The organism is Nonomuraea sp. NPDC050153 (assembly GCF_044460125.1).
In the GTDB taxonomy this organism is placed as follows: domain Bacteria; phylum Actinomycetota; class Actinomycetes; order Streptosporangiales; family Streptosporangiaceae; genus Nonomuraea.
Window position 1 is genome coordinate 22,551 of the sequence record NZ_JBITJQ010000002.1, and the last position, 23,772, is coordinate 46,322.

Annotated in this window: 19 protein-coding genes; 14 read left to right on the forward strand and 5 right to left on the reverse strand. The window is 72.0% G+C overall.

Translation table 11 applies throughout. The features are described 5' to 3' along the window. Window positions 1-68: 68 nt before the first annotated feature. Together ACIBQ1_RS04485 and ACIBQ1_RS04490 are read right to left on the reverse strand one after the other, a co-directional pair. On the reverse strand, window positions 69-1,316 hold the full coding sequence (locus ACIBQ1_RS04485; protein WP_397274581.1) for a RuBisCO large subunit C-terminal-like domain-containing protein: 1,248 nt from the start codon (window positions 1,314-1,316) through the stop codon (window positions 69-71). Further along, window positions 1,313-1,960, reverse strand: a complete 648-nt coding sequence (locus ACIBQ1_RS04490) for an aspartate/glutamate racemase family protein (RefSeq protein WP_397274582.1) — start codon at window positions 1,958-1,960, stop codon at window positions 1,313-1,315. The genes ACIBQ1_RS04485 and ACIBQ1_RS04490 overlap by 4 nt, the downstream gene beginning before the upstream one ends. A gap of 83 nt (window positions 1,961-2,043) precedes the next feature. Here ACIBQ1_RS04490 and ACIBQ1_RS04495 point away from each other — a divergent pair, with 83 nt between their 5' ends. Genes ACIBQ1_RS04495 through ACIBQ1_RS04520 form a run of 6 tightly spaced genes read left to right on the forward strand, consistent with a single transcriptional unit; the run spans window position 2,044 to window position 7,464 of the window. Beyond that, window positions 2,044-2,754, forward strand: coding sequence for a FadR/GntR family transcriptional regulator (locus ACIBQ1_RS04495; RefSeq protein ID WP_397274583.1), 711 nt, complete (start codon window positions 2,044-2,046; stop codon window positions 2,752-2,754). Between the two features lie 19 nt (window positions 2,755-2,773). Continuing rightward, window positions 2,774-3,538 (forward strand): enoyl-CoA hydratase/isomerase family protein, encoded by a 765-nt coding sequence (locus tag ACIBQ1_RS04500; protein ID WP_397274584.1) that lies wholly within the window; start codon window positions 2,774-2,776, stop codon window positions 3,536-3,538. Beyond that, window positions 3,538-4,728, forward strand: coding sequence for a CaiB/BaiF CoA transferase family protein (locus ACIBQ1_RS04505; RefSeq protein WP_397274585.1), 1,191 nt, complete (start codon window positions 3,538-3,540; stop codon window positions 4,726-4,728). Before ACIBQ1_RS04500 ends, ACIBQ1_RS04505 begins: the two co-directional genes overlap by 1 nt. Further along, window positions 4,716-5,732 (forward strand): hypothetical protein, encoded by a 1,017-nt coding sequence (locus ACIBQ1_RS04510; RefSeq protein WP_397274586.1) that lies wholly within the window; start codon window positions 4,716-4,718, stop codon window positions 5,730-5,732. Before ACIBQ1_RS04505 ends, ACIBQ1_RS04510 begins: the two co-directional genes overlap by 13 nt. Beyond that, window positions 5,729-6,427, forward strand: coding sequence for an SDR family oxidoreductase (locus ACIBQ1_RS04515; protein ID WP_355387318.1), 699 nt, complete (start codon window positions 5,729-5,731; stop codon window positions 6,425-6,427). The genes ACIBQ1_RS04510 and ACIBQ1_RS04515 overlap by 4 nt, the downstream gene beginning before the upstream one ends. Beyond that, window positions 6,424-7,464: an aldose 1-epimerase family protein gene (locus ACIBQ1_RS04520; protein WP_397274587.1), complete on the forward strand. Its 1,041-nt coding sequence runs from the start codon at window positions 6,424-6,426 to the stop codon at window positions 7,462-7,464. The genes ACIBQ1_RS04515 and ACIBQ1_RS04520 overlap by 4 nt, the downstream gene beginning before the upstream one ends. Window positions 7,465-7,472: 8 nt before the next feature. Here the strand turns inward: ACIBQ1_RS04520 and ACIBQ1_RS04525 are convergent, their stop codons facing one another. Together ACIBQ1_RS04525 and ACIBQ1_RS04530 are read right to left on the reverse strand one after the other, a co-directional pair. Next, on the reverse strand, window positions 7,473-8,315 hold the full coding sequence (locus ACIBQ1_RS04525) for an amidohydrolase family protein (RefSeq protein WP_397274588.1): 843 nt from the start codon (window positions 8,313-8,315) through the stop codon (window positions 7,473-7,475). 3 nt (window positions 8,316-8,318) lie between these two features. Further along, on the reverse strand, window positions 8,319-9,197 hold the full coding sequence (locus ACIBQ1_RS04530) for an aldo/keto reductase (RefSeq protein ID WP_397274589.1): 879 nt from the start codon (window positions 9,195-9,197) through the stop codon (window positions 8,319-8,321). Window positions 9,198-9,387: 190 nt separating this feature from the next. Here ACIBQ1_RS04530 and ACIBQ1_RS04535 point away from each other — a divergent pair, with 190 nt between their 5' ends. Then, the gene (locus tag ACIBQ1_RS04535; protein ID WP_397274590.1) at window positions 9,388-11,790 is read left to right on the forward strand and encodes a glycosyl hydrolase family 95 catalytic domain-containing protein; all 2,403 of its coding nucleotides are present in this window, start codon (window positions 9,388-9,390) and stop codon (window positions 11,788-11,790) included. Here ACIBQ1_RS04535 and ACIBQ1_RS04540 read toward each other — a convergent pair. Then, window positions 11,774-12,868, reverse strand: a complete 1,095-nt coding sequence (locus ACIBQ1_RS04540; protein ID WP_397274591.1) for an FCD domain-containing protein — start codon at window positions 12,866-12,868, stop codon at window positions 11,774-11,776. The two genes, ACIBQ1_RS04535 and ACIBQ1_RS04540, sit on opposite strands and share 17 nt — an antisense overlap. Before the next feature lie 161 nt (window positions 12,869-13,029). Between ACIBQ1_RS04540 and ACIBQ1_RS04545 the strand changes: the two genes are divergently transcribed. From ACIBQ1_RS04545 to ACIBQ1_RS04575, 7 genes are all read left to right on the forward strand, one after another. Further along, window positions 13,030-14,301: an ABC transporter substrate-binding protein gene (locus tag ACIBQ1_RS04545; RefSeq protein WP_397274592.1), complete on the forward strand. Its 1,272-nt coding sequence runs from the start codon at window positions 13,030-13,032 to the stop codon at window positions 14,299-14,301. Next, complete coding sequence (locus tag ACIBQ1_RS04550) at window positions 14,298-15,230, forward strand: carbohydrate ABC transporter permease (RefSeq protein WP_397274593.1); 933 nt, start codon at window positions 14,298-14,300, stop codon at window positions 15,228-15,230. The genes ACIBQ1_RS04545 and ACIBQ1_RS04550 overlap by 4 nt, the downstream gene beginning before the upstream one ends. Further along, on the forward strand, window positions 15,227-16,033 hold the full coding sequence (locus ACIBQ1_RS04555) for a carbohydrate ABC transporter permease (protein WP_397274594.1): 807 nt from the start codon (window positions 15,227-15,229) through the stop codon (window positions 16,031-16,033). The genes ACIBQ1_RS04550 and ACIBQ1_RS04555 overlap by 4 nt, the downstream gene beginning before the upstream one ends. 2 nt (window positions 16,034-16,035) lie before the next feature. Further along, window positions 16,036-17,970: a hypothetical protein gene (locus ACIBQ1_RS04560; RefSeq protein WP_397274595.1), complete on the forward strand. Its 1,935-nt coding sequence runs from the start codon at window positions 16,036-16,038 to the stop codon at window positions 17,968-17,970. 8 nt (window positions 17,971-17,978) lie between these two features. After that, on the forward strand, window positions 17,979-18,746 hold the full coding sequence (locus tag ACIBQ1_RS04565) for a hypothetical protein (RefSeq protein ID WP_397274596.1): 768 nt from the start codon (window positions 17,979-17,981) through the stop codon (window positions 18,744-18,746). Beyond that, window positions 18,743-20,557: a right-handed parallel beta-helix repeat-containing protein gene (locus ACIBQ1_RS04570; protein WP_397274597.1), complete on the forward strand. Its 1,815-nt coding sequence runs from the start codon at window positions 18,743-18,745 to the stop codon at window positions 20,555-20,557. Before ACIBQ1_RS04565 ends, ACIBQ1_RS04570 begins: the two co-directional genes overlap by 4 nt. 162 nt (window positions 20,558-20,719) lie before the next feature. Continuing rightward, window positions 20,720-23,677, forward strand: coding sequence for a glycosyl hydrolase (locus ACIBQ1_RS04575; RefSeq protein ID WP_397274598.1), 2,958 nt, complete (start codon window positions 20,720-20,722; stop codon window positions 23,675-23,677). Window positions 23,678-23,772: the final 95 nt, after the last annotated feature.

A 23,772-nucleotide genomic window follows, 5' to 3' on the forward strand; every position in this document is an offset into this window, starting at 1 on the left:
TCCCCGCCGCGCGCAAGCCCGCCGCACCACCCCGGACCGGCCCCGTCGTGGCCGCCCACAAGCCCGCGTCACTTGCGGATCACCCCGCCGAAGTGCTTCAGCGCCGCGCGCAACTCCGGCTCGTCCACCTCGTCCAGCGGCACCCCCGCCACGGAGGCCGCCCAGGCCTGGCGGATGCTCGTGATCCCCGCGGCCGGACCGTCCGGATGGCCGAGCACGCCGCCCCCGGCCAGTACGAGCAGGTCGGCGGTCCCCGTACGGTCCAGGGCGACGGGGGCGGTGCCGGCCCACTGGGCGGACGACAGCACGGGCAGGCAGGGGAAGCCGCCGAGCAGCGGCTCCCGGACCGCCGCCACCGTCGAGGCCACCTCGTCGTCGGTCACGTAGAACTTGCTGTGGAACCCGCCGCAGTGCAGCTGGTCGACCCCCGCCAGCCGGGCCAGCTTCTGGTAGGCCACGTGCCCGATCCCGAGCCCCGGATGGCGGGCCAGCGCCCCGATGCCGGTGACATGGCCGTGGATCGGCACCTGGGCGTGCCGGCGCAGCATGGCGACGGCCGGGAGGCCGACGATGTTGAGGTTGGCCATCACGCAGGTGCCCCCGGCGGCCACCACCAGGTCGTGGTTGCGCAGCATCCGGTCGGGCTCGTCGCTGATGTTGAACGCGTACATCGGCCGCCGCCCGGTCCGCCGCTCCACCTCGTCGAGGGCGGCCGTCACCGCGCGGATCCGCTCGGGGAGCGGGGCGGGCGGGCAGTCGGCGTTGACCTCGTCGTCCTTGATGAAGTCGGCGCCGGCCAGGCCGAGCTCGCGCACCAGGTCCACGTAGTCGGCGGGGCGCAGCCCGACGTTCGGCTTGACGATGGTGCCGATCAGCACCCCTTCGGGGCGGCCGACCAGCCGCCGGGTGCCCTCGACGGCGAACCCCGCCGGCAGGTACGCCTCCCCGAAGGCCGCGGGCAGCTCCAGGTCCACCAGCTTGAGCCCGGCCAGCTCGCGCAGCTCGTAGAGGTTGCCCGCGACCACGGGGAGCAGGTTCGTGAGCGAGGGGCCCGTGTTCTCCAGCGGAAAACCGATCTTGACCAGGCCCGCCGTGAGAGGCCCGTCCCCGATCGCCCCCGGCAGCGGCTCGGAGACGGGAAGCGGGGTCTCCGCGATGGACAGCACCACGGCGCCGTGGCGGGCGCGCAGCTCGTCGGTCTCGCCGCGCACGCTGACGAAAGTGCCCGTGCTCTGCTCCCCCGCGACCGCGCTCACCGCCTGCTCCAGCGGGAGGCGGGTGAGCACCCGGTACGTGGCGACGATCCGCTCGCTCACAGCACGCCCGCCAGGTGCTCCATCGCGAGCGGCGGGCTGGCCAGGATCGGGACCGGGGCCTCGGCCGTTCCGGCCACGCGGGCCATCGACGCCTGGGCCAGCACGATCACGTCCACCTCCCCGCCCAGCGCGGTCAGCGCCGCGGCCACCCGCGCGTCGTGCGTGGCGGCGTCCCCGCCCATCAGGGCCTCGAACGCCCCCTCGCACACCCTGGCCGTCAGCGAGACCTCCCGGCCCAGGGCGGCGGCGCGGCGGCGTACCAGGTCGGCGGTGGGGTCGAGGGTGGTGGACAGGGTGGCGAGCACGCCGATCCGGCGGCCGAGGGCCACGGCGCGGTCGGCCATCGGGCGGTCCACCCTGGTCACCGGCACGCCCGTCAGCGGCTCGGCGGCCTCCACGGCGGCGCCGATCGACGAGCACGTCACGAGGATGTGGTCGGCTCCGGCCGCCTCCGCGGAGCCGATGTGGCCCGCCACGCGCCGGGCGGTCTGGGGGGTGAGGTGGCCGGCGGCGATGGTGTTCTTGATCAGGCTGTCGTCGACGATGTTGAAGGTCTCGACTCCCGGCAGGTGTTCGGCGCACAGCTTGGCGAACACGTCGACCAGGGTCGCGGAGGTGTGGATCAGTCCCAGCCTCTTCGTCATGAGCCTCACTTCATCCGATGAAATGTCATCTTCATCGGATGAAATGCTATGAAAAATCGGGCGAGAGCGGTAGCGTCCGGAGCGTGGCAATCGATCCCAAACGGGACAGGCACGCCCAGGTGGTCCAGGCCCTCGGCCCCCGCATCGTCACGGGCGAGCTCGCTCCCGGCACGTCCATCCCCATCGAGGAAGACCTGGTGGGCGAGCTGGGCGTCGGCCGCTCCGCGGTCCGGGAGGGCGTGAAGGTCCTGGCCGGCAAGGGCCTGCTGGAGACCAGGCGGAGCGCGGGCACCCGAGTGCGCCCGCGCGGCTCCTGGAACCTGCTCGACCCCGACGTCCTGAGCTGGCGGTTCGAGCCCGAGCCACGCCCCGGCGACATCCAGATGCTGGCCGACCTGCGCGTCGCCCTGGAGCCCGGCGCCGCCAGGGTGGCGGCCGAGCGGGCGGACGCGGTCGCGGTCCAGCGCATCGACGAGGCCGTGGCCGCGCTGTACGCCACGGCCGACGACCCCGAACCCTTCATCGAGGCCGACCTGGCCTTCCACAAGGCGGTGTTCGCCGCGGCGGACAACGACCTGCTGCTCTACATCTACGACATGATCAGCATCGCCCTGCGCTCCGTACGGCAGGTGCACACCCGTTCGGTCGCGCACAACAAGGAAACGCTGCCCGGCCACGAGCGCGTGGCGCTGGCGATCAGGCGACGGCACCACCGCAAGGCCGAGGAGGCCATGCGCGAGGTGGTCGAGGTCGCCCGCGCCGACGCCGAGCAGCACATCCGCCTCTGCTGCTAAGAACCAGAAAGAGCCAACCTTGGACGTCCTCATCGACGTGGACGGCCCCGTGGCCGTCGTCACCCTCAACAGACCCGCCAAGCTCAACGCGATCACCCCCGACATGGCCGCCGCGCTGCGCGCCTGCCTGGGCCGGGTGGACGCCGACCCCGCCATCCGGGTCGCGGTGCTCACGGGCGCGGGCGAGCGCTCGTTCTGCGTCGGCAGCGACATCCGCGAGCTGGACGAGTACGCCACGCCGTGGGAGTTCCGCAACCGCGGCGACTACGGCGACGCGGTCCGCGCCCTGCGCAAGCCGATCGTCGCGGCCGTCAACGGCTACGCCTACGGCGGCGGCCTGGAGCTGGCCCTGGCCTGCGACATCCGCCTGGCCTCGGAGACGGCCACGTTCGCCGCGCCGGAGATCAAGCTCGGCTGGATCGGCGGCAGCGGCCAGTCGGCCCTGCTGGCCCACTCCGTCGGGCCCGGCAACGCCGCCACGATGCTGCTCACCGGCGACCCGATCGACGCCGCCCGCGCGCGGAGCTGGGGGCTGGTCACCGACGTGTTCCCGCAGGAGAAGCTGGTGCCGGCGGCGCTCGAACTGGCCGCGACGATCGCCGGGCGCCCGCCGATCGCCGCGCAGACCGCCAAGGCCAACCTCAAGGCGGCCTACTCGATGCCGCTCGACCAGGCCATCCAGTACGAGCGCGACCTGCAGACCGTCTGCTTCGCCACCGAGGACGCGGCCGAGGGCAGGGCCGCCTTCGCCGAGCGCCGCGAACCCGTCTTCGAGGGGCGCTGATGGGCGTCCTGGACGGCTACCGCGTGGTCGACCTGTCCATCGCGATGGCGGGCCCGCTGGCCGCCATGCGGCTGGGCGACCTGGGCGCGGACGTGGTCAAGGTGGAGCCGGTGACCGGCGAGTGGCAGCGGCACGCCCCGGCGGGAGGGGCGACGGGCAACCAGGTCAACGCCTCGTTCCTGTCCCTCAACCGCAACAAGCGCAGCCTCGCCGTCAACCTCAAGTCCGACGAGGGCCGCGCCATCGTGCACAGGCTCGCCGCGACGGCCGACGTGTTCCTGCAGAACTACCGCGCCGGCGTGGCCGAGCGGCTGGGCATGGACTACGAGACGATCCGCGGCATCAACCCCGGCATCGTGTACGTCTCCATGTCCGGGTACGGCGAGAGCGGCCCGTACGTGTCGAGACCCGGCCAGGACCTGCTCCTGCAGGCCATGAGCGGCGCCATGCTGAGCACCGGCCGCGACGGCGACCCACCCGCGCCCGCGGGCACCTACGCGGTCGACGCCATCACCGCCTACAGCGCCTTCGAGGGCGCGCTGGCCGCGCTGCTGCACCGCGAGCGGACCGGCGAGGGCCAGCGGGTGAGCGTCAACATGCTCGACGCGGCCGTCGCCGTGCAGATGCAGGAGCTGTCGATCTTCACGGTCGGCGGAGTGCCGCAGCGGCGCGGGCACGAGCCGCACGGACACACCTACATCCGCGCGCCGTACGGGGTGTTCGCCACCAAGGACGGCTATCTCGCGCTCGGCATGCCCAGGCTGGACGCGCTCGCGGTGGCCCTCGACCTGCCGGAGCTGGCGGGCATGGACGGCGACGCCGACGGCCACACCAGGCGCGACGAGATCACCGCGCTGGTCGCCGGGCGGCTGCCGGACCGGACGACGGCCGAGTGGCTGGAGATCTGCGCCCGCCACGACCTGTGGGCGGGCCCGGTGTACGGGTACGCGGAGCTGGTGGCGGACCCGCAGGTCAGGCACAACGGCTCGTTCGTCACCTACGAGCACCGCACCGAGGGCACGGTCACCACGCCCGGCTTCCCCTACGGCTTCAGCGCCACCCCGCCGCGGGTGCGCCGGGGCGCGCCGCTGGTCGGCGAGCACACGAGGGAGCTGCTGGCGGAGCTCGGCTACCCGCCGGAGCGCACAGCCGAGCTGGTGGCGGAGGGCGTGCTGGCATGCGAGGACTGACCTGGGACCATCCCCGGGGGTACGCGCCGCTGGACGAGCTGACGCGGCTCGACCTGGCCGGGGGCAACCCTTACGGGGACGTGCCGGAGCCGATCGAGTGGGACCGGCAGCCCCTGGAGGGGTTCGAGTCGGAGCCGATCGCGAAGCTGTGCGAGACGTACGACGTGCTGGTGATCGACCATCCCGGGCTGGGCGCGGCCATGGACGCGCTGGTGCCGATGGACGAGCTGTTCGACGAGCCGGTGCGGACGCGGTTCGTCGGCAGGAGCCACGAGAGCTACCACCTGGAGGGCCGCCAGTGGGCGCTGCCGCTCGACGCGGCCACCCAGGTGAGCGCGGCCGGGCCCGGCGTCGAGGTCCCGAGGACGTGGCCGGAGATGGCGGAGTTCGCGCGGGACGCGCGGATGGCGCTGTGCCTGGGCGGGCCGCACGCGTTCCTCATGTTCTGCGCGCTGTGCTCGGGTGACTTCCTCGACGAGGCGGCCGGGGCGCGGGCGCTGGAGCTCATGTCGGAGCTGCTCGCGCGGTCCGATCGCGACGTGTCGCTGCTCAACCCGATCGGCGTGCTCGACACCATGACGGCCGGCGGGGTGGACTGCTGCCCTCTGCTGTACGGCTACGTGACCTACCCTCTGACCTTCTCGGACGCCCCCGCCTGGCCGGGCGAGCCGCCCGGGAGCGTGCTCGGCGGCACCGGGCTCGTGGTCTCCAGGCGGCGCATCGGATCGATCCGCGAGGCCGTCCGCGCCCACCTGCGCCGCCTGGTGTCGGAGCCCGTGCAGACGAGGCTGTTCCCGGCCACCGGCGGGCAGCCCGCGGCCCGCGCCGCCTGGCAGGGCGACCCCACGCTCGCCACCTTGGAGGCCGCCTGGATCAGGCCGCGCTTCTCCGGCTACATCGCCCTGCAGGAGAGGTCGTCCGCGCTGGTCCGCGACGGGCTGCTGGCCCGCGCCCGGCCTCGCGACCTGCTCAGGGATCTGCACAAGGAATGGAGGCGGAGATGACCACCGCGCTCGTGACAGGCGCCGCCGGGGCGCTCGGCAGGGCGATCGTCCGCCGGCTGGCGGCCGACGGCCACCAGGTGGCGGCGCTCGACCTCGACGCCGGCTCCCTCGAAGGCGCGCTCAACCTCAAGACGGACCTGCGCGACCCGGCCGCGATCGAGTCGGCGTTCGCCGAGACGGCGGCGCGGCTCGGCCCGGTCGGCATCCTCGTCAACAACGCGGCCGTCTATCCGGCCAGGCCGTTCCTGGAGGTGCCGCTGGCCGAGTACGAGGACGTGCACGCGGTCAACCAGCGGGCCTACTGGCTGGCGGCCCAGCACGCGGCCAGGCAGATGACCTCGGGCGGCGCGATCGTCAACATCGCCTCGATCACCATGCACGGCGGCTGGTCCGACCTGGCCGCGTACGTGGCCACCAAGGGCGCGGCGGCGGCGCTGACCAGGGCGCTGGCGCGCGAGCTGGGCCCGCGCGAGATCCGGGTCAACTGCGTCTCGCCCGGCGCGTTCCCGACGGCGGCCGAGGAGATCCACGAGGACCCCGAGGCGTACAACCGGTTCGTCCTGGAGCGGCAGTCGCTCCAGCGGCGCGGCACGCCCGACGAGCTGGCGGCCGTGGTGTCGTTCCTCGCGGGCCCGGACGCGTCGTTCGTCACGGGCCAGACCATCGAAGTCAACGGAGGGTGGGTGATGGCATGACGCCGGACCGCAGGCGGCTGGCCGAGCTGACCGGGGACCTGAGCGCGGCCGGCGGGGTCCGGCTGGTGACGCTCGGGGACGGGGTCGAGCGGGGCATCAGGACGCTGGAGTTCCGCACCGGCTCGGGGCTGGCGTTCGACGTGCTGGTGGACAGGTGCATGGACATCGGGCACGCCGAGCACGCCGGGCGCTCGTTCGGCTGGCGCTCCCCCACCGGCTTCCGCCACCCCGGGCTGCACGAGAACGCCGACGAGGACGGGCTGTCCTGGCTGCGCTCGTTCTCCGGGCTCATCGTCACCGCCGGGCTGGACCACACGCTGTTCGGGGGCGACGTGCCCGCCGACACCTACCGCTACCCGCCCCGGCAGTCGGTGCGGCACGGGCTGCACGGCCGCGCCGGCAACCTCCCGGCCCGGCTCACCGGGTACGGCGAGCGCTGGGACGGCGACCGCTGCGTGCTGTGGGCCGAGGGCGAGGTGCGCCAGGCCGCGGTGTTCGCCGAGAACCTGCGCCTGGTCCGCCGCGTCGAGGCCGACCTGGGCGGCGACGAGATCCGGCTCGTCGACACCGTCACCAACGCCGGGTTCGAGCCGGCGCCGCACATGTTCCTGTACCACATCAACCTGGGCTGGCCGCTGCTCGACGAGGGCGCCAGGCTGGAGGCCGACATCCGCGAGACGCTCTGGCAGAGCGACAGCGTGGCCGAGCAGAAGGCCGACCACGTCACCTTCCCGGGGCCGGCGCCGGGGTTCGTGGAGCAGGTGTACGAGCACGCGCTCAACCCCGGCGCGGACGGGCTGCACCGGGTGGCGGTGGCCAACGACCGGCTGGGGATGAAGGTCACCGTGGAGTGGCGGGCGGAGGAGTTCCCGTACTTCTTCGAGTGGCTGAACCTGCGCTCGGGCAACTACGCGGTCGGCCTGGAGCCGTCCACCCACCACGTGTCGGGCGACGCGGCGGCGCGGGAGGACGGCAGCATGATCTGGCTGGGCCCGCAGGAGTCGCGGACGTACCGCACGACCTTCCGCGTCTCCTAGTGGGTCTCCTAGCGGAGTCGATACGCGCGGCGGGCGGTGCCGGCGAAGACCTCGGCCCGCTCGCCCTCCGACAACCCGGCGCACAGGTCGTCCGCGGCCTGTGCGACCTGGTCGTACCCGGCCGCGAGCAGGCAGACCGGCCAGTCGGAGCCGAACATCACCCGCTCGGGCCCGAACGCCTCCAGGACGGTCTCGGCGTACGGCCGCAGGTCGGCCACCTGCCAGGACGTCCAGTCGGCCTCGGTGACCATGCCGGACAGCTTGCAGTAGACGTTCGGGCGGGCGGCCAGCTCCAGGATCCGGGTCCGCCACGGCTCCAGCTCGCCGGTGGCGATCGGCGGCTTGGACAGGTGGTCGAGCACGAACGTGAGCTCGGGCATGGCCGTCACGGTGTCGATGGCGGCGGGGAGCTGGTGCGGCAGCGTGAGCAGGTCGTACGCCAGCCCGGCTGCGGCCACCGCGGCGAGCCCGCGCCGCACGTCGGGCCGGGTGAGCCAGCCGGGGTCCGGCTCGGACTGGACGCCGTGCCGGACGCCCACCAGCCCGGCCGGCAGGCCCGCCAGGGTGCCGGCGGCGTCGGGCGCGGTCAGGTCGATCCAGCCCACGACGCCCGCGACCAGGTCGGACTTCGCGGCCAGCGACAGGAACTCGCGCGTCTCCGCCAGGTCGGGCAGCACCTGCACCAGCACGGTCGCGGTCACCCCGGCCGCCGCGGCGGGCCCGGCGAGGTCGTCGAGGGTGAACGTGCGCCGGACGGGCGCCATCGGGTCGGAGTCGAGCCAGCCGTGCGGGCGGGCGGCGAGGTCCCAGACGTGGTGGTGGGCGTCGATGCGGTTCATGGCGCGGGTCATGGCTCAGTCCAACTCGGTCCAGAGAGCTTCGGGAATCGGGGTGGCGGCCAGGGTGAGGTCCTCGGCCACCTCCTCGGGGCTGCGGGCGCCGACCACGATGCCGGTCACGGCCGGGTGCCGCAAGGGGAACTGGAGCGCGGCCGCCGCGAGCGGCACGTCGTACGCGGCGCAGCGCTCGGCCAGGCCGCGCGCCCGCTTCAGCACGGGCTCGGGCGCCGGGGCGTAGTCGTAGTACGCGCCGGGCCCCGGGTCGGCCAGGATGCCGCCGTTGAACACCCCCGCCACCAGCACCCCGGTGCCGCGCTCCGCGCACAGCGGGAGCAGCTCGTCGGCCGCCGTGCGGTCGAGCAGGCTGTAGCGGCCGGCCACCATCACGCAGTCGACATCCGTCTCCCGCACGAACTTGACCAGCATCTCGGCCTGCGTCATGCCGACTCCGACGGCCCGCACCCCGCCCTGCTCGCGCAGCCGCGCGAGCGCCGGGTAGGCGTGCCGCACGGCCTCCTCCCAGTGGTCGTCGGGGTCGTGGATGAGCAGGATGTCGAACGCGTCGAGCCCGGAGCGCTCAAGGCTGGCGGCGAGCGAGGCGTAGACGCCCTCCACGGTGTAGTCGCGCCTGGCGGGGTCGAGCAGCGCGCCCACCTTGGTGCTCACCGTCGCCTCGGACCGGTCGACGCCCGCCAGGAACCGGCCCAGCCTGCGCTCGGCCAGCCCGGAGCCGTAGCGGGGAGCCGCGTCGAAGTAGCGGACGCCCGCGGACCAGGCGGCTTCGAGCGTGGCGGCGGCCTGCTCGTCGCCGACCGCGGTGTACAGCCCGGCCAGGGGCGCGGTGCCGAGGCCGATCCGGGAAACGCCGACGCCGCTGCGCCCGAGCTGCTCCATGATCGGCAACCTAGCAGAGCTCCCATCTTTCGGCTAGATCTGGGGGAGGTATGGACATCGGATGACGTTGTAGCGTAGAGATACATCCTACGTTCACCGCGCTTGTGGCGTCCCTGTGAGCGGCTGCTGAGCCGGACAGGTCGTACGCATCCATGCGCCCCCTCCACCGTGTTCTGGAACAGGAGTGACGGTGTCCAACGACGGCTACACACGACGAGGCGTGCTCAAGACCGGCTTAGGCGCCGCGGCCGGATCCCTGCTCGTGACAACTCCCGCGCACGCCTCCACGGCTGCCGGCCCGCTCGTGCTCTGGTACGACCGCCCGGCGGCGGCCTGGTTGGAGGCGCTGCCGGTCGGGTGCGGGCGGCTCGGGGCCATGGTGTTCGGCGGCGTGGCCACCGAGCGCCTGCAGCTCAACGAGGACAGCATCTGGGCCGGCGGGCCGCACGACTACGACAATCCCGAGGCCCTGGCCGCGCTGCCCGAGATCAGGCGGCTGGTCTGGGAGGACAAGTGGCAGGCCGCCCAGAACCTGGCGGACAAGAAGTTCCTCGGCAAGCCCAGCGAGCAGGCGGCGTACCAGGTGCTGGGCGACCTCACGCTGACGTTCCCGGGCGCGGCCGAGTTCACGGAGTACCGCCGCGAGCTGGACCTGACCAGGGCCGTCACCACGGTCACGTACGTGCGGGACGGCGTGCGCCACACGCGCGAGGTCTTCGCCAGCAACCCCGACCAGGTCCTCGTCGTACGTCACACGGCCGACCAGCCCGGCGCGGTGACGTTCCAGGCGGCCTTCACCAGCCCGCAGGCGTCCTCCTCCGCCGCCGCCGGCCGCGACTCGATCGCCCTGGACGGGGTCAGCACCGACACGCAGGGCCTGAAGGGCGAGGTCCGCTTCCGCGCCCTGGCCAGGGCGCAGGCCCGGGGCGGCGCGGTCCGCACGGACGGCGGCACGCTGATCGTCGAGGGGGCGGACGAGGTCACGCTGCTGATCTCCATGGGCTCCAGCTACCGCAGCTACAAGGACGTCGGCGGCGACCCGGCCGAGGTGGCGGGCAGGCATCTCACGCGGGCGTGCGGGCAGCCGTACGAGGTGCTGAAGCGCAAGCACGTACGGGACCACCAGCGCCTCTTCGGGCGGCTCGAGATCGACCTGGGCACCTCGGAGGCCGCCGCGCTCCCCACCGACCAGCGGATCGCGCGCAAGCAGCTCGACACCGACCCCGGGCTGGCCGCTCTGTACTACCAGTTCGGCCGCTACCTGCTGATCTCCAGCTCCCGCTCGCCCGGCTACGCCGCCAACCTGCAGGGCATCTGGAACGACTCGCTCACGCCCGCGTGGGAGTCGAAGTACACGATCAACATCAACTGCGAGATGAACTACTGGCCGGCCGCGCCCGCGAACCTGATCGAGTGCATGGACCCGCTGTTCGACCTGATCAAGGATCTGGCCGAGACGGGGGCGAGGACGGCCGCGACGCAGTACGGCGCGAAGGGCTGGGTGGCGCACCACAACACCGACGGCTGGCGCGGGACGGCGCCAGTGGACTTCGCGTTCTACGGCGTGTGGCCCAGCGGCGGGGCGTGGCTGTGCCTGATGCTCTGGGAGCACTACCTCTACACGGGGGACGAGCGGCGCCTGCGCGAGCACTTCCCGCTGATCAAGGGGTCGGTGGAGTTCTTCCTGGACACGCTGCAGACCGATCCCAGGAGCGGCTACCTGGTGACGAACCCGTCGCACTCGCCGGAGGTCGGTCACCACGAGGACGGCGGGGAGAACGTCAGCATCTGCGCCGGACCCACGATGGACATGCAGATCCTGCGGGACCTGTTCGGGGCCTTCTCGGAGGCGTCGGAGATCCTGGGGGTCGAGGCGGAGATGCGCGCCAAGGCCGCCGAGGCCCGCTCGCGGCTCGTCCCGAACCAGGTCGGCCACCTGGGGCAGATCCAGGAGTGGCAGGAGGACTACCGGGGGGACGCCGCGCTCTCCCGCAGCCGCCACATCTCGCACCTGTGGGGCCTGTTCCCCGGTCACCAGATCGACCCCCGCCTGTCGCCCGACCTGGCCGCCGCCGCCCGGCGCACCCTGGAGCTGCGGGGCGAGGCGGGGGCGGGGTGGTCGCTCGCCTGGAAGATCAACTTCTGGGCGCGGCTGCTGGACGCGCCCGAGGCCTACAAGCGGCTGTCGAACCTGCTGCTGCCTGCCCGTACGGCGCCGAACATGTTCGACCTGCATCCGCCGTTCCAGATCGACGGCAACTTCGGCGGGACGTCGGGGATCACGGAGATGCTGCTGCAGAGCCACGGCGACCAGGTGCACCTGCTGCCCGCCCTGCCCGCCGCCTGGCCGACGGGGTCGATCCGGGGCTTCCGGGCACGGGGCGGCTTCGAGGTGGACCTGTCGTGGAGCGCGGGCGGGCTGTCCCGGGGGCGCATCCGCTCGGACCTGGGTCGCAAGCTCACCCTCCGGACGGCCGCACCGGTCACGGTGACGTCCCATGGGCGCCCGGTCACGGTCTCCCGCCCCGAGCCGAACGTCGTCGTCTTCGACACCCGTCGAGGAGGCGCCTACGACGTCACTCCGTCAGCCTGAGCACCACCCCCGCGGGGCCCAGTGGGGTGCGGGGGCGGGTGCGGGAGGCTTCGCCGCGGGCGTGGGCGGCGAAGAGGCGGGCGGCCTCGTCCGGGTCGCCCGCCGCCAGGGCCGCCACCAGGTCGTCGTGGTGGCCCGCCATCGCCGTCCAGTCCCCGTCGTACAGCGGGTTGCCCACCACGTGCAGGCTCCACAGGTTCGACTCGATGGTCCGCCACAGCCGCAGCAGGAACGAGTTGCCGCACGCCGCGCAGACCCGCCGGTGGAAGGCCAGGTCGGCGTCGCGGAAGGCGCCGATGTCCCCGTCCTGGGCCGCCTGCCGCATGGCCAGCACGTCGGCCGAGAGCTCCCGCAGGGTGTCGGCCTGGATACGGACGGCGGCGCCCCGTGCGGCATACTCCTCCAGCAGCACCCTGATGTCGCGAACTTCCCGGGCCTGCTCGTCCGAGATCTCCGCGACATAGCTCCCCCGGTTGGGATAGGAGATGACCAGCCCCTCGTGCGCCAACCGCTTGATCGCCTCACGCGCCGGGGCCTGGCTGGTGCCGACCCGGCGGGCGATCTCCGCCTCCACCAGCCGCTGCCCCGCCACCAGCTCCCCCGAGACGATCCACCCCCGCAGCAGCGCGTAGACGCGGTCGGACAGGAGCTCCCTGGGCAGCAACCGGGCGGCGGGCGGCGCGATCTGCTGCTCCTGCCAGATCCGGGCCACCGTCGACTGCGACAGCCCGAGCTGCCGCGCCATCGTACGGGTCGAGGGCACGGCGGGGCCGTCGGCCGCGGCGGCGATCACCCGCTCGGCCTCCTGCCGCTCCGCGCTGCGCGGGCGGCCGGGCCGCGGCGCGTCCGCCAGCCCGTCGAGCCCGCGCTCCACGAAACGGGCCCGCCACTTGGCCACCGTCGCCGGGCTCACGTCGAGCCGGACGGCGATCTCCTTGCGAGGCAGCCCGTCCGCGCAGGCGAGCACGATCCGGCTGCGCAGCCCCAGCCCTCCGGAGGCCCCTTCGGCCCACTCGCGCAGGGCGGTGCGCTCCTCCTCGCCCAGCACCAGCCGCTTGTCGTCATCGCGTCCAGCCACGGCCCCACCTTAACGTATTTATGACTCAGTCATCCGCTGGAAACTTATTTGTAGCACCACATATCCCCTTGACGAGGGTATGTGACCAACGTATTAAATAATCGCTAATCGAGTATCGACCCATTAAAAGGCGTCGCAGATCTCGCCCCCTTGGAGGTGCGATGCGTTCCCCCCATCCATTCCTCGCCCCCACAGCCCTCGGTTGCCTACTCCTGCTCACCGGCTGCGGCGGGGGCGGCTTCGCCGGCGATTCGCAGGCCAAGCAGGGCGAGAGCGGCCAGATCACCGTCCGGATGCTGGTCAACATCACCCCCAACCTCACCCAGGCGTACTGGGACGGCCTGGTCAAGCCGTTCGAGCAGGCCAATCCCGGCATCGACGTCAAGGTCGAGGCGCCGACCGGCAAGGGCGTGGCCGACACGCTGCCGCAGCAGCTCGCCGCGGGGAACGCGCCCGACGTGGTCGAGACGCTGACGGCGGACGAGACGCTCTCCAAGCAGATGCTCGACCTCACCGACCAGCCGTGGACGAAGGACACGCCACTGGCCAAGGAGGCGAGCCTGGGCGGCAGGATCTACACGGTCGGCGTCGGCGTGCAGGCGCAGTCGCTGGTCTTCTACAACAAGAGCGCGTTCGACAAGGCCGGGATCGACCGGCCGCCGACCACGCTCGACGAGTTCGACGCCGCGATGGGCAAGCTCAAGGCGGCCGGGTGGCTGCCGCTGCAGACCGGCGGCGAGTTCCTGACCGGGCTGCAGCTGCTGCAGTTCTCCGGCCCGTCGCGCGCCCAGCTCCACCCCACCTGGCAGCAGGACGTCAAGGCGGGCAAGCTCAAGGCCGGCGAGTCGCTGCTGCCCTACCTGGAGCGCTACCGCACCTGGATCGACAAGGGGTACGTCGACAAGAACGCCCTGGGCACGAAGTACGCCGACGCCGAGACCTCGTTCCTGTCCGGCAAGGCCGCCATGTACGTGATGGGCAGCTGGTTCACCGCCGCCGAGGCCAAGTCCAAGAAGGACTTCGAGGTCGGCGTCTTCCCCGCCCCGGTCGACAAGGGCCAGGCGTACCCCGGCCCGCAGGGCGCCACGATGGCGGCCCCGTACATGATCCTCAAGTCCACCCCGAACAAGGACGCCGCGCTCAAGCTGGTGCAGTGGCTCGTCAGCGACCAGGCGGCGGTCAAGAGCCAGCTCAAGCAGGACGGCAACTTCCGCGCCGGCGTGGAGCGCGAGTTCACCCCGCTGGAGAAGCAGGTCCAGCAGATCCTCGACAGCGCCCCCTCCGGCGTCCCGCAGGGCGAGGGGTACGGCGACGCGACCCTTCCCAAGGGCTTCAACGCCGCCTGGAACACCGAGGTCCAGGGCCTGTACGTGGGCAAGTCGCCCAAGGAAGTGGCCGAGGGCGTGGACCGCTGGCTGGCCGGCCGCAAATGACGCTCACCCGGGAAGCACCCGCAGTCATCCCAGAAACCCCCGTCCTCCAGAAGAGAAGGCGCGGCGACGGGTGGGCCACCACGATCATGGTCGCCCCCGCCACCGTCCTCTACACCGTGATGCTGATCGTCCCGGTCGGCCTGGCGCTCTACCTGAGCCTCACCGACTGGGACGGCTTCAGCGCCGATCCGGCCTTCGTCGGCGCCGCCAACTACCTCGACCTCCTCGACGATCCGGAGCTGCGCCGCGCCGCCCTCGTCACCCTGCTGGTCGCCGCCGCGGGCACGGCCGGGCTCAACCTGCTCGGCCTCGGCTTCGCCCTCCTGGTGAACGGCGCCTCGAAGGCGAACACGTTCTTCCGGATCGTCCTGTTCTATCCGCACGTGCTCAGCGCCCTGGTGGTCGGCTTCCTCTGGTCGGCGATCCTCGGCACGAACGGCGCGGTCAACAACCTGGTGACGAAGTGGGGCGGCGAGGTGCTGCCGTTCCTGTCGGATCCGGCCTGGGCCACGGTCACCATGATCGGGGTGCTGGTGTGGGCCGGGTTCGGGGTCAACGTGGTGCTCTACCTGGCCGGGCTGCAGGCCGTGCCGCACTCCCTCATCGAGGCGGCGCGCATCGACGGCGCGACGCGCTGGCAGGTGTTCAGGAACGTGACGCTCCCGGCGCTCGGCCCGTCCGTGACCGTCAACATCGTGCTGTCACTGGTGACGCTGCTCAAGACGTACGACCTGGTGGTGTCGCTGACGGCGGGCGGCCCGGCCGGGCAGACGCAGACCGTCGCCTACCTCATCCTGTGGAACTCCTTCCACGACGCCCGCCTCGGCTTCGGCTCCGCGCAGTCGGTGCTGCTCATGCTGGTGACGGGGGCGCTGGCGTTCGTGGTGACCAGGTTGCGCAGGCGCGGCGAGCTGGCGGTGCACCAGTGAGAAGGATCTTCCTCTGGGCGACCGTCGCCTTCATGCTCATCCCCCTGTACGTGCTGACCGTCAACGCGTTCAAGGGCCAGCAGGACATCCTGGCCGACCCGTTCGGCCTGGGGACCCTCACATTGGAGCCCCTGGGCAGGGCGCTGACGAACCCGCAGTTCAACGTGGTCAAGGGGTACGCGGTCACGCTGCTGTTCGTGGTGGCGGTCAACGTGCTGTCGGTGGTCCTGGCCGCGCCCGCCGCCTACGTGATCGCGCGCAGCCCGAAGCGCCGCTTCCGGGTGCTGATGCTGTTCTTCCTGGCCGGGACGTTCATCCCGGGCCAGGTGCTGGTCATCCCCGTCGTGTACGTGCTCAAGACCCTCGGCCTGATGGGCACCATCCGGGGGTTCGTGCTGTTCGAGACCGTGTTGACGCTACCGTTCTCGATCTTCCTGTACGCCGGCTACATCGCCACCGTCCCGGCCGTGCTCGACCAGGCCGCGGCCGTGGACGGGGCGGGCAGGCTGCGTACGTTCTGGCAGATCGTCTTCCCGCTGATGAGGCCCGCGGTCGCCACGATGGTCATCCTCAACACCTTCTCGGTGTGGAACGACTTCGTGAACCCGCAGATCATCCTGGGCCCCGGCAGCGGCCTCTACACCGTGACCACCGGCGTCTACGCGGCCGTCAGCCAGTACTCCACCGACTACACGGTGGTCTTCCCGACGCTGCTGCTGGCCATCGCGCCGCTGCTGGTCTTCTTCGTCTTCATGCAACGGCACATCATCAGCGGCCTGACCGCCGGAGCAACGAAAGGGTGAAGATGCGGACAGTATCCCCGGGACCCGCGGACGGTCCCTCTGTCACGGCAACCGTCCCGCTCGGCGTGCCACCGGCCTGGGCGGTGCTCGAACGCAGGCTGTTCGACGCCCTCGACGAGGCCTGGCGGGCCTTCGCCCGCCGCTACTGCGGCCCCGACGGGCGGCTCGTCTACCACGGACCGGCCGCCGACCGGGACGGCGCCGACGACTTCTACGAGGCGTTCTTCAACTGGCCCACGCTCTACCAGCTGGGCGGCGCCGACGACCTGCTGGACGCCTCCAAGCACCACTGGGAGGGCGTGACCACGCAGCTCACGGAGCTGGGCTACCTGGTGGACGAGTTCGAGCGCGGCTATGACTGGTTCCACCAGGGCGAGTCGCTGCTGCTGTTCTACGGCATCTGCGCCGCCGACCCGCGCGACGAGCGCTTCCGCGAGCGCGCCTGCCGCTTCGCCGACCTCTACCTGCCCGGCTCGGCCAACTACGACGCCGAGCACGACATCATCCGCGCCCCGCACAACGGCGCCGGCGGCCCCCGCTACGGCCTGCAGTGGGAGTGGGCCTCCTACCACACAGACCTGGTCAGCATGCGGCCGTACGGCCTGCCGCTGCGCGACCTGCCCGGCATCGCCGAGTGGGAGGACCTGGGCGACCCGAGCAACGCCGCCCGCATGGGCGCCGCCATGAGCGAGCGCCTCGGCCGCGGCGACGTGGCCGTGAACCTGGCCGCGACCAGCCTGGCCGTCAACGCCTGGCTGTACGACGGCGACGACCGCTACCGCGACTGGGCCCTGCGCTACATCGCCGCCTGGGAGCGCCGGGCGGCGGCCAACGGCGGGATCCTGCCCGACAACGTGGGCCTGTCCGGAGAGGTCGGCGAGCTGCACGGCGGCCGCTGGTACGGCGGCACCTACGGCTGGCAGTGGCCGCACGGCCTCTACAGCGTCGGCGCCGCCGCCGCGGTCGCCGCCGTCAACGCCCACCTGCTGACCGGCGACGCCGCCACGCTCGCCATCGGCCGCGACCCCCTGGAGATCGTGTACGACAAGGCCGTCCAGGCCGGGGTGACCGAGACGGAGATGAGCACCAGCGACCGCTGGCTGGCCGAGCTGGGCGACGAGGCCGGCAAGCCGACCATGCTGGTGCCGAACCGGCACGACGACCGGGGCTGGTTCGACTTCCAGCCGCCGCAGCTCGGCCTGCCCGTCTGGCTCTGGCACGCCTCGCTCGGAAGGGACGACGCCGAGCGGCTCGACCGGCTGAGAGCCGCCTCCGGCTACGACTGGGCCACGGTGCGCCCGTTCAGGAACAAGGAGGAGGCCGGGCACGAGGCGCCCTGGCTGGAGTTCCTGCGCGGCGCCAACCCCGGCTTCCCCGAGGCCATGCTGTCCACCGCGCTCGGGCAGGTGCAGCGCCGGATGGCGCTCATCGACGCCGACCACGAGGACCTGTCCGCCATCCACGTCCACCACTGGCAGCGGCTCAACCCGGTGCTCACCGAGGCGCTGCTGCAGCTCGTCACCGGCACCCCGCAGGTGCTCTACAACGGCGGGCTGCTGCCCACCCGGCTGGCCTACTTCGACGCCGACCGCCACCGCCCGGGGCTGCCCCGGGACGTGGCCGCGCTGGTCGACTCGGTACGCCCCGACGGCACCCGCGTCGAGCTGGTCAATCTCGGCCTCACCCACACCCGCAGGGTCGTGCTCCAGGCGGGCGCATTCGGTGAGCACCGCATCGACCGCGCGGTCGCCACCCGGGGAGAGGAGGGCTACCCCGGTGACCCGCGCGCCTACACCACTCCCCCGATCACCGAGTCCGAGCGGGAGGTGACGGTGGACGGGCCGCGCCTTCTCGTCGAGCTGCCGCCCGGCCGCCGCATCCGGCTCGACCTGCACACGACCGCGCGCGTCCGCACGCCGTCGCACCAGCACTACTGAGGAGTTACATGGACGACGCCATCTGGGATCTGCCTGTTCGCGGGCCACTGCCCGCCGGACCCGATCCCGTCCTCGTGGAGGGGCTGAAACGGATCAGCTCGGCCACCGCCTGCGCCAAGCTGCACGCCCAGGGCATCCGGCGGACCTTCATCGAGGGACCGCGTCCCATCGCCCAGGGGCAGAAGATCGCCGGACGGGTCCGCACTCTGCAGTTCATGCCGCAGCGCGAGGACATCGCCTCCGGGCTCGGCCAGGAGTACGTCGAGCGGCACACCGCGCTGTGGGCCGTCCTGGAGACGATCGAGCCGGGCGACGTGCTGCTCGTGCAGGCGTACGGCAGCGCGTACACCGGCTGCTTCGGCGACATGCTGGTGCGCTACTTCAAGCGCAGGGGCGGCGCGGGCATCGTCGTGGACGGCCGGGTCCGGGACCTGCCCCGGGTGAGCGGCATCGGGCTGCCTCTCTGGACCACGGGCGCGACCCCTCATTACGCCTCGCAGGCGGAGCTGTTCCCGTGGGCGTACGACGTGCCGGTGGCCGTGGGCGGCGCGCTCGCGCTGCCCGGCGACCTGTGCGTGGCCGACGACGACGGCGCCGTGGTCGTGCCGCGCCGGCGCGCCGCGTCGGTGCTCGAGGCCGCCGCCGACCACGAGCAGTGGGAGCGCTACAGCCGCGCCCGCATCGAGGAGGGCGGGGCGCTTTCTGACTACTACCCACTCACCCCCGAGACCCGCGCCGAGTACGAGCGGTGGCGGGAAGTTAAGGAGAGCCAGTGATCCTCAGGTCCCTGGGCGCGGTCGTCTTACTCCTGGGCGGGCTGACGACCCCGACCCCGGCGGCTGCCGCCAAGACGTGCGACTATTTCGTCTCCCCCTCAGGCGGCGACCGCGGCGACGGCAGCGCCCAGCGCCCGTGGAAGTCCATCGAGCAGGCCCGCGACCGGCTCCGGGCCAAGAAGAAGCAGCACCAGAACTGCGACATCGTGGTCAACCTCAAGACCGGTGACTACGTCGTCGACAAGACGATCACCTTCACCGAGGCCGACTCCGGCGAGAACGGCCACAAGATCATCTACCGCAGCGCCGACGGCCCCGGCAAGGCCAGGCTGCTCGGGGCCAGGCCGCTGGCCGGCTGGCAGAAGTACGACGACAACATCTACAAGACCAAGGTCGACCGGAACTTCTACACCCTCTTCGAGGACGGCAAGCGCGCCACCACCGCCCGCTACCCGAACAGGACCAGCGACGACCTCTGGTCGCCGTACCTGTTCTCGGTGCTGCCCGAGGCGGAGTACCAGGCCGTGCACAACTGGCTCTTCTTCGACCCCAAGGACGTCCCGAAGGAGTGGGACGCCGACTTCGACAAGAACGCCCAGATGGTCGTCTGGTCGGGCGGGTCGTGGAGCTGGTTCAGCGACACCGTGCCGCTGGGCGGGGCCGACTTCCGCAAGAACTTCTTCACGTTCAACCACGACACCCGCTTCAGCCTCGTCAACAGCCGCAGCGGCTCGCGTTACTTCCTGCAGAACACGCTGCGCTTCCTCGACCAGCCGGGCGAGTACTACTTCGACTTCGCCAACAGCGAGGTCTACTACTGGCCGAAGGGCTCGATCGACAAGGTCCTGGCCCCCACCGTCAAGACGCTCATCTCGCTGGCCGGGTCCTCGCCCGAGCGGCGGGTGCAGAACCTCTCCTTCGACGGGCTGGCGCTGCAGTACTCCGACTTCGTCGACTGGTACCGGTACGGGTGGAACGCCGCCGGCGACTCGGGCTACGAGCACAAGTACCCGATCTACGACCGGCAGATCGAGATGCCGCGCAACCGGTTCGGCATGATCACCGTGACGAACTCCCGCGACATCGACCTGACCAGGCTGCACCTGTCCGACAGTGGCTTCACGGGCGTCTTCCTGCTCTTCGCCAACGAGCGCGTCAAGGTGACGGACAGCCTGCTGGACAACCTCGGCGGCGACGGCATCAAGGTGGAGGGCGGCTATCCCGGCGAGGGCGACATCACCGGGCACCACACGTTCTCGAACAACTACATCTACCACGTCGGTGAGCTGGTGCCCGGCGACGCGGCCGGCATCGAGCTGATGAACACCGGCAACAACGTGGTCAGCAACATCGTCGTCAAGCACAGCGCCCGCTACGGCATCAGCCTGGAGGTCCGCCCCGAGATCAAGAACGAGGACAACTACGCCCGCAACAACCGCTTCTCCTACATCCGCCTGGAGGAGGCCGGCCTCGACAGCGGCGACATGGGCGCTTTCTACACCTACGGGGTGCACAACGTCGAACCGCACCCGATCGACAACTACGTCTCGCAGATGGTGATCGGCGACGTCATCAACGACCCCGCCGGGCAGATGCCGGACTCCGGCACGCGCGGCGTCCACATGGACGCGGGCGGCTGCGGGTTCTCGATCGAGAACGTCGAGGTGGGCAAGGTCAGCGACGACAAGTACCAGGCCTACAAGTGCAACGAGGTCAAGAACGCCAACTGGGCGGACGGCTTCGACACCTCGAAGATGGAGTACGACAAGATCGGCGTGACGAGCGCGTTCCCGTACCCGATCCCCAGCTAGACGCGGTAGGCGAGAGTCCGGTCTCGATCCGGGCCGGGCCCTCGCCCACGCCCCGCCGCCCGGCGTCGCATCGCGGCGCGGGTGGCCCGCGTAACCGGCCTCCGAGCAGCCTGCGTCCCGCGTCCGTCGCGCGGGCGCCGCACCCCCTGGAGCGCACGCATCATGGACGACCTCTCGCGCCGCGGCTTCCTCTTCACCGCGACCCTCGCCCTCACCCTCGCCTCCGGCTCGCCCGCCTCCGCCGCCGGCCCTCCCGGGGCCGGGTGGTTCGCACGGCCACGCCGGGCCGTGCGGCCGATGGTGCGCTGGTGGTGGCCCGACGCCCATGTCGATCCCGCCGAGATCCGGCGGGAGGTGGACCGGCTCGCGGACGCCGGGTTCGGCGGGGCGGAGATCGCGGCGGTGCACCACAGCATCCGCGACAAGTCGCTGCTGGACCCGGCCGGGCACGGCTGGGGCACCCCCGCCTGGAACGCCGCCGTCGAGGCCGCGCTCGACCAGGCCGCCAGGCGTGGCCTGGCCATCGACCTCACCATCGGCCCCTCCTGGCCGGCCGCCGTCCCCACGATCACGCCCGAGCACCCGGCCGCGGTCAAGGAGCTGGCGCACGGCTCGGTCGCCGTGGCCGCAGGCGCCACGTACGCGGGCGAGGCGCCGCCGCCCGCCGTCGCCGGGCGTCCGGCGCGAACGCCGCTGCTGGTCCAGGCGGCCCGGCTCGACCCCGCGAACTCCACCCGCAAGGAGACCGGCCTCGACCCCGCCTCGGTGGTACAGGTGCCCGTGAGCGACGGGCGCGTCGACTGGACGGCGCCCGCCGAGGGCGAGTGGGTGCTGATCGCGTACTGGGAGCGGGGCTCGGGCCAGCGCCCCGAGTCCGGCCCGCACACCGCGCCCGAGGCGTACGTGGTGGACCACTTCAGCCGGGCGGGCACTCAGGCGGTGATCGACTACTGGGAGTCCCGGCTGCTCACGCCTGCCGTGCGGCGGCTGCTGAAGCGGGCGGGCGGTGCGCTGTTCGAGGACTCCATCGAGATCGAGAGCGACGCGCTGCCGTGGACGACGGGGCTGCTCGCGGAGTTCGAGCGGCGGCGGGGGTACTCCCTGGCGCCGTTCCTGCCGGTGGTGGTGCTGGCGGACGAGGACCCGGTCTTCGCGTACGACGCCGTGCTGACCAGGCATGCCCGCAAGGACTACTGGGACACGGTGTCCGAGCTGTTCAACGAGCACCACTTCGGGATGTTGCGTGACTGGGCGCACTCGATCGGCCTGGAGCTGCGCGCGCAGCCGTACGGGCTGCAGACCGACGCCATCGCCGCCGCGGCCATCCTCGACGTGCCCGAGGGCGAGTCGCTCGGCTTCAAGAACCTCGACGACTACCGCTGCCTGGCCGGTGGCCGGGACCTGGCGGGGCACGAGGTGCTGTCGTGCGAGGCGGGGGCGTACGCGGGCGGGGCGTACACGACGACCTGGAAGAAGCTGCTGCGTACCGTGGGAGGCGCGTACGCGGCGGGGCTCAACCAGGTCGTCCTGCACGGCTTCTCCTACGCCACCGCGCCCGGCGCGACCTGGCCCGGGTTCGCCGCCTTCACCCCTTACTCGGGAACGGTCGGGTACGCGGAGTCATGGGGGCCGCGGCAGCCCACCTGGGGGCACGTCGACGACATTTCCGGATATTTCGCCCGCGTTCACCTGGTCCTGCGGGAGGGCGCCCCGCGGGCCGACGTCGCCGTCCTGCGGCAGACCGGCTACACCAAGACCGGCATCGGCGCCGCCTGGTTCACCGCGAGCGGCATCCCCACCGGGTGGACCCACCAGTTCGTCAGCGCGCCCCTGCTCGACCTGCCCGCCGCCCGCGTCTCGGGCCGGCGCCTGGCGCCTTCCGGGCCCGCCTACAAGGCGGTGTTCGTGGAGGGCGACCGCTTCTACGCCTCCGAGTGCACGATGACGGTCGCGGTGGCGCGGCGGCTGCTGGAGTACGCGCGAGCCGGGCTGCCCGTCGTGCTCCTCGGCGCGTGGCGGTCCGCCTCGGTGCCCGGGGTGGCCGCGGAGGGGGAGAACGAGCGGCTCCGAGCGGTTCTGGCCGACCTGCTGGCCGAGCCGTTCGTCCGGCTGATCGCCGACCAGGCCGAGCTCCCGGACGCGCTCGCCGCCCTCGGGGTGCGGCCCGACGTACGGTACGCGACCGCGTCCACACTGCTGGCGGCCCACCGGGTGGCCGGTGAGGTGGACTACTACTACCTCTGCAACGGCAAGCACGGCGAGAACGTCAAGCCACCGGTGACGCCCATCGACCACGACGTCACGCTGGCGCGCACGGCCCGCGACGGCGTCCCGTACCTCCTGAACCCGTGGACCGGCCGGGCCGAACGCCTGGCGCTCCACACGACCGACGCCGACGGGATCCGGCTGCGGGTGCGGCTGCAGCCAGGCGAGTCGATGATCGTGGCCATCGGCCCGCCGGGGCTGTTCGGAACGCCGCCGTGGCAAGGCCCGCACGTCACGGCGACCGACGCGGACCTCGTCCGGCACTCCGACAGTGCCCTCGTGCTACGTGCCTCCCGCGCCGGGACGTACACCACCGAACTCTCGGACGGCCGCACCCTCACCACGTCGATCGGCCCGCTCCCCGAGCCCGTGCCACTGTCGTCATGGCACCTCACGGTGGAGGACTGGCAGCCCGGCCCGTCACCGGTGGAGACCGTCAAGCTGGAACACTCGCTGGACCTGGACCGGCTCACCACCTGGGCGGACCTGCCCGCGCTGGCCGACGTGTCGGGCGTCGGCACGTACACCACCCGGGTGGAGATGGACTGGGCGGGCGGGGCGTACCTGGAGCTCGGGGAGGTGACGGACACGTGCCGGGTACGCGTCAACGGCCGGCGCCTGGACCCGGTGGACCAGATCAACCCGGTGGTGGACGTGGGGCCGTATCTCAGGCGGGGGACCAACACCATCGAGGTGGAGGTGGCGACACCGCTCGGCAACCGGCTCAGGACGGTGGACCCGTCGGTCTACGGCGGACTGACCCGCCAACCGTACGGCCTCATCGGGCCCGTACGGCTTGTCCCGTACGGCGAGGGTCACCTGACGACTCCAGGTCCGGGCGTCCAAGGACCGTAACCGGCCAGGTGGCAGACGTCATGGGTGTTGATCAAGGAGGATCTCGGGTCTGCAATTCGCGGTTCTACTGGGGACTGAAGCTGTACCTGGTGTGT

What these genes read in the sequence shown, in the direction of transcription:
- ACIBQ1_RS04490 (WP_397274582.1), bottom strand. Translation starts at nt 1,960, where the DNA reads ATGACGAAGAGGCTGGGACTGATCCACACCTCCGCGACCCTGGTCGAC.
- ACIBQ1_RS04505 (WP_397274585.1), top strand. Translation starts at nt 3,538, where the DNA reads ATGGGCGTCCTGGACGGCTACCGCGTGGTCGACCTGTCCATCGCGATG.
- ACIBQ1_RS04510 (WP_397274586.1), top strand. Translation starts at nt 4,716, where the DNA reads ATGCGAGGACTGACCTGGGACCATCCCCGGGGGTACGCGCCGCTGGAC.
- ACIBQ1_RS04515 (WP_355387318.1), top strand. Translation starts at nt 5,729, where the DNA reads ATGACCACCGCGCTCGTGACAGGCGCCGCCGGGGCGCTCGGCAGGGCG.
- ACIBQ1_RS04520 (WP_397274587.1), top strand. Translation starts at nt 6,424, where the DNA reads ATGACGCCGGACCGCAGGCGGCTGGCCGAGCTGACCGGGGACCTGAGC.
- ACIBQ1_RS04525 (WP_397274588.1), bottom strand. Translation starts at nt 8,315, where the DNA reads ATGACCCGCGCCATGAACCGCATCGACGCCCACCACCACGTCTGGGAC.
- ACIBQ1_RS04530 (WP_397274589.1), bottom strand. Translation starts at nt 9,197, where the DNA reads ATGGAGCAGCTCGGGCGCAGCGGCGTCGGCGTTTCCCGGATCGGCCTC.
- ACIBQ1_RS04545 (WP_397274592.1), top strand. Translation starts at nt 13,030, where the DNA reads ATGCGTTCCCCCCATCCATTCCTCGCCCCCACAGCCCTCGGTTGCCTA.
- ACIBQ1_RS04550 (WP_397274593.1), top strand. Translation starts at nt 14,298, where the DNA reads ATGACGCTCACCCGGGAAGCACCCGCAGTCATCCCAGAAACCCCCGTC.
- ACIBQ1_RS04560 (WP_397274595.1), top strand. Translation starts at nt 16,036, where the DNA reads ATGCGGACAGTATCCCCGGGACCCGCGGACGGTCCCTCTGTCACGGCA.
- ACIBQ1_RS04565 (WP_397274596.1), top strand. Translation starts at nt 17,979, where the DNA reads ATGGACGACGCCATCTGGGATCTGCCTGTTCGCGGGCCACTGCCCGCC.
- ACIBQ1_RS04575 (WP_397274598.1), top strand. Translation starts at nt 20,720, where the DNA reads ATGGACGACCTCTCGCGCCGCGGCTTCCTCTTCACCGCGACCCTCGCC.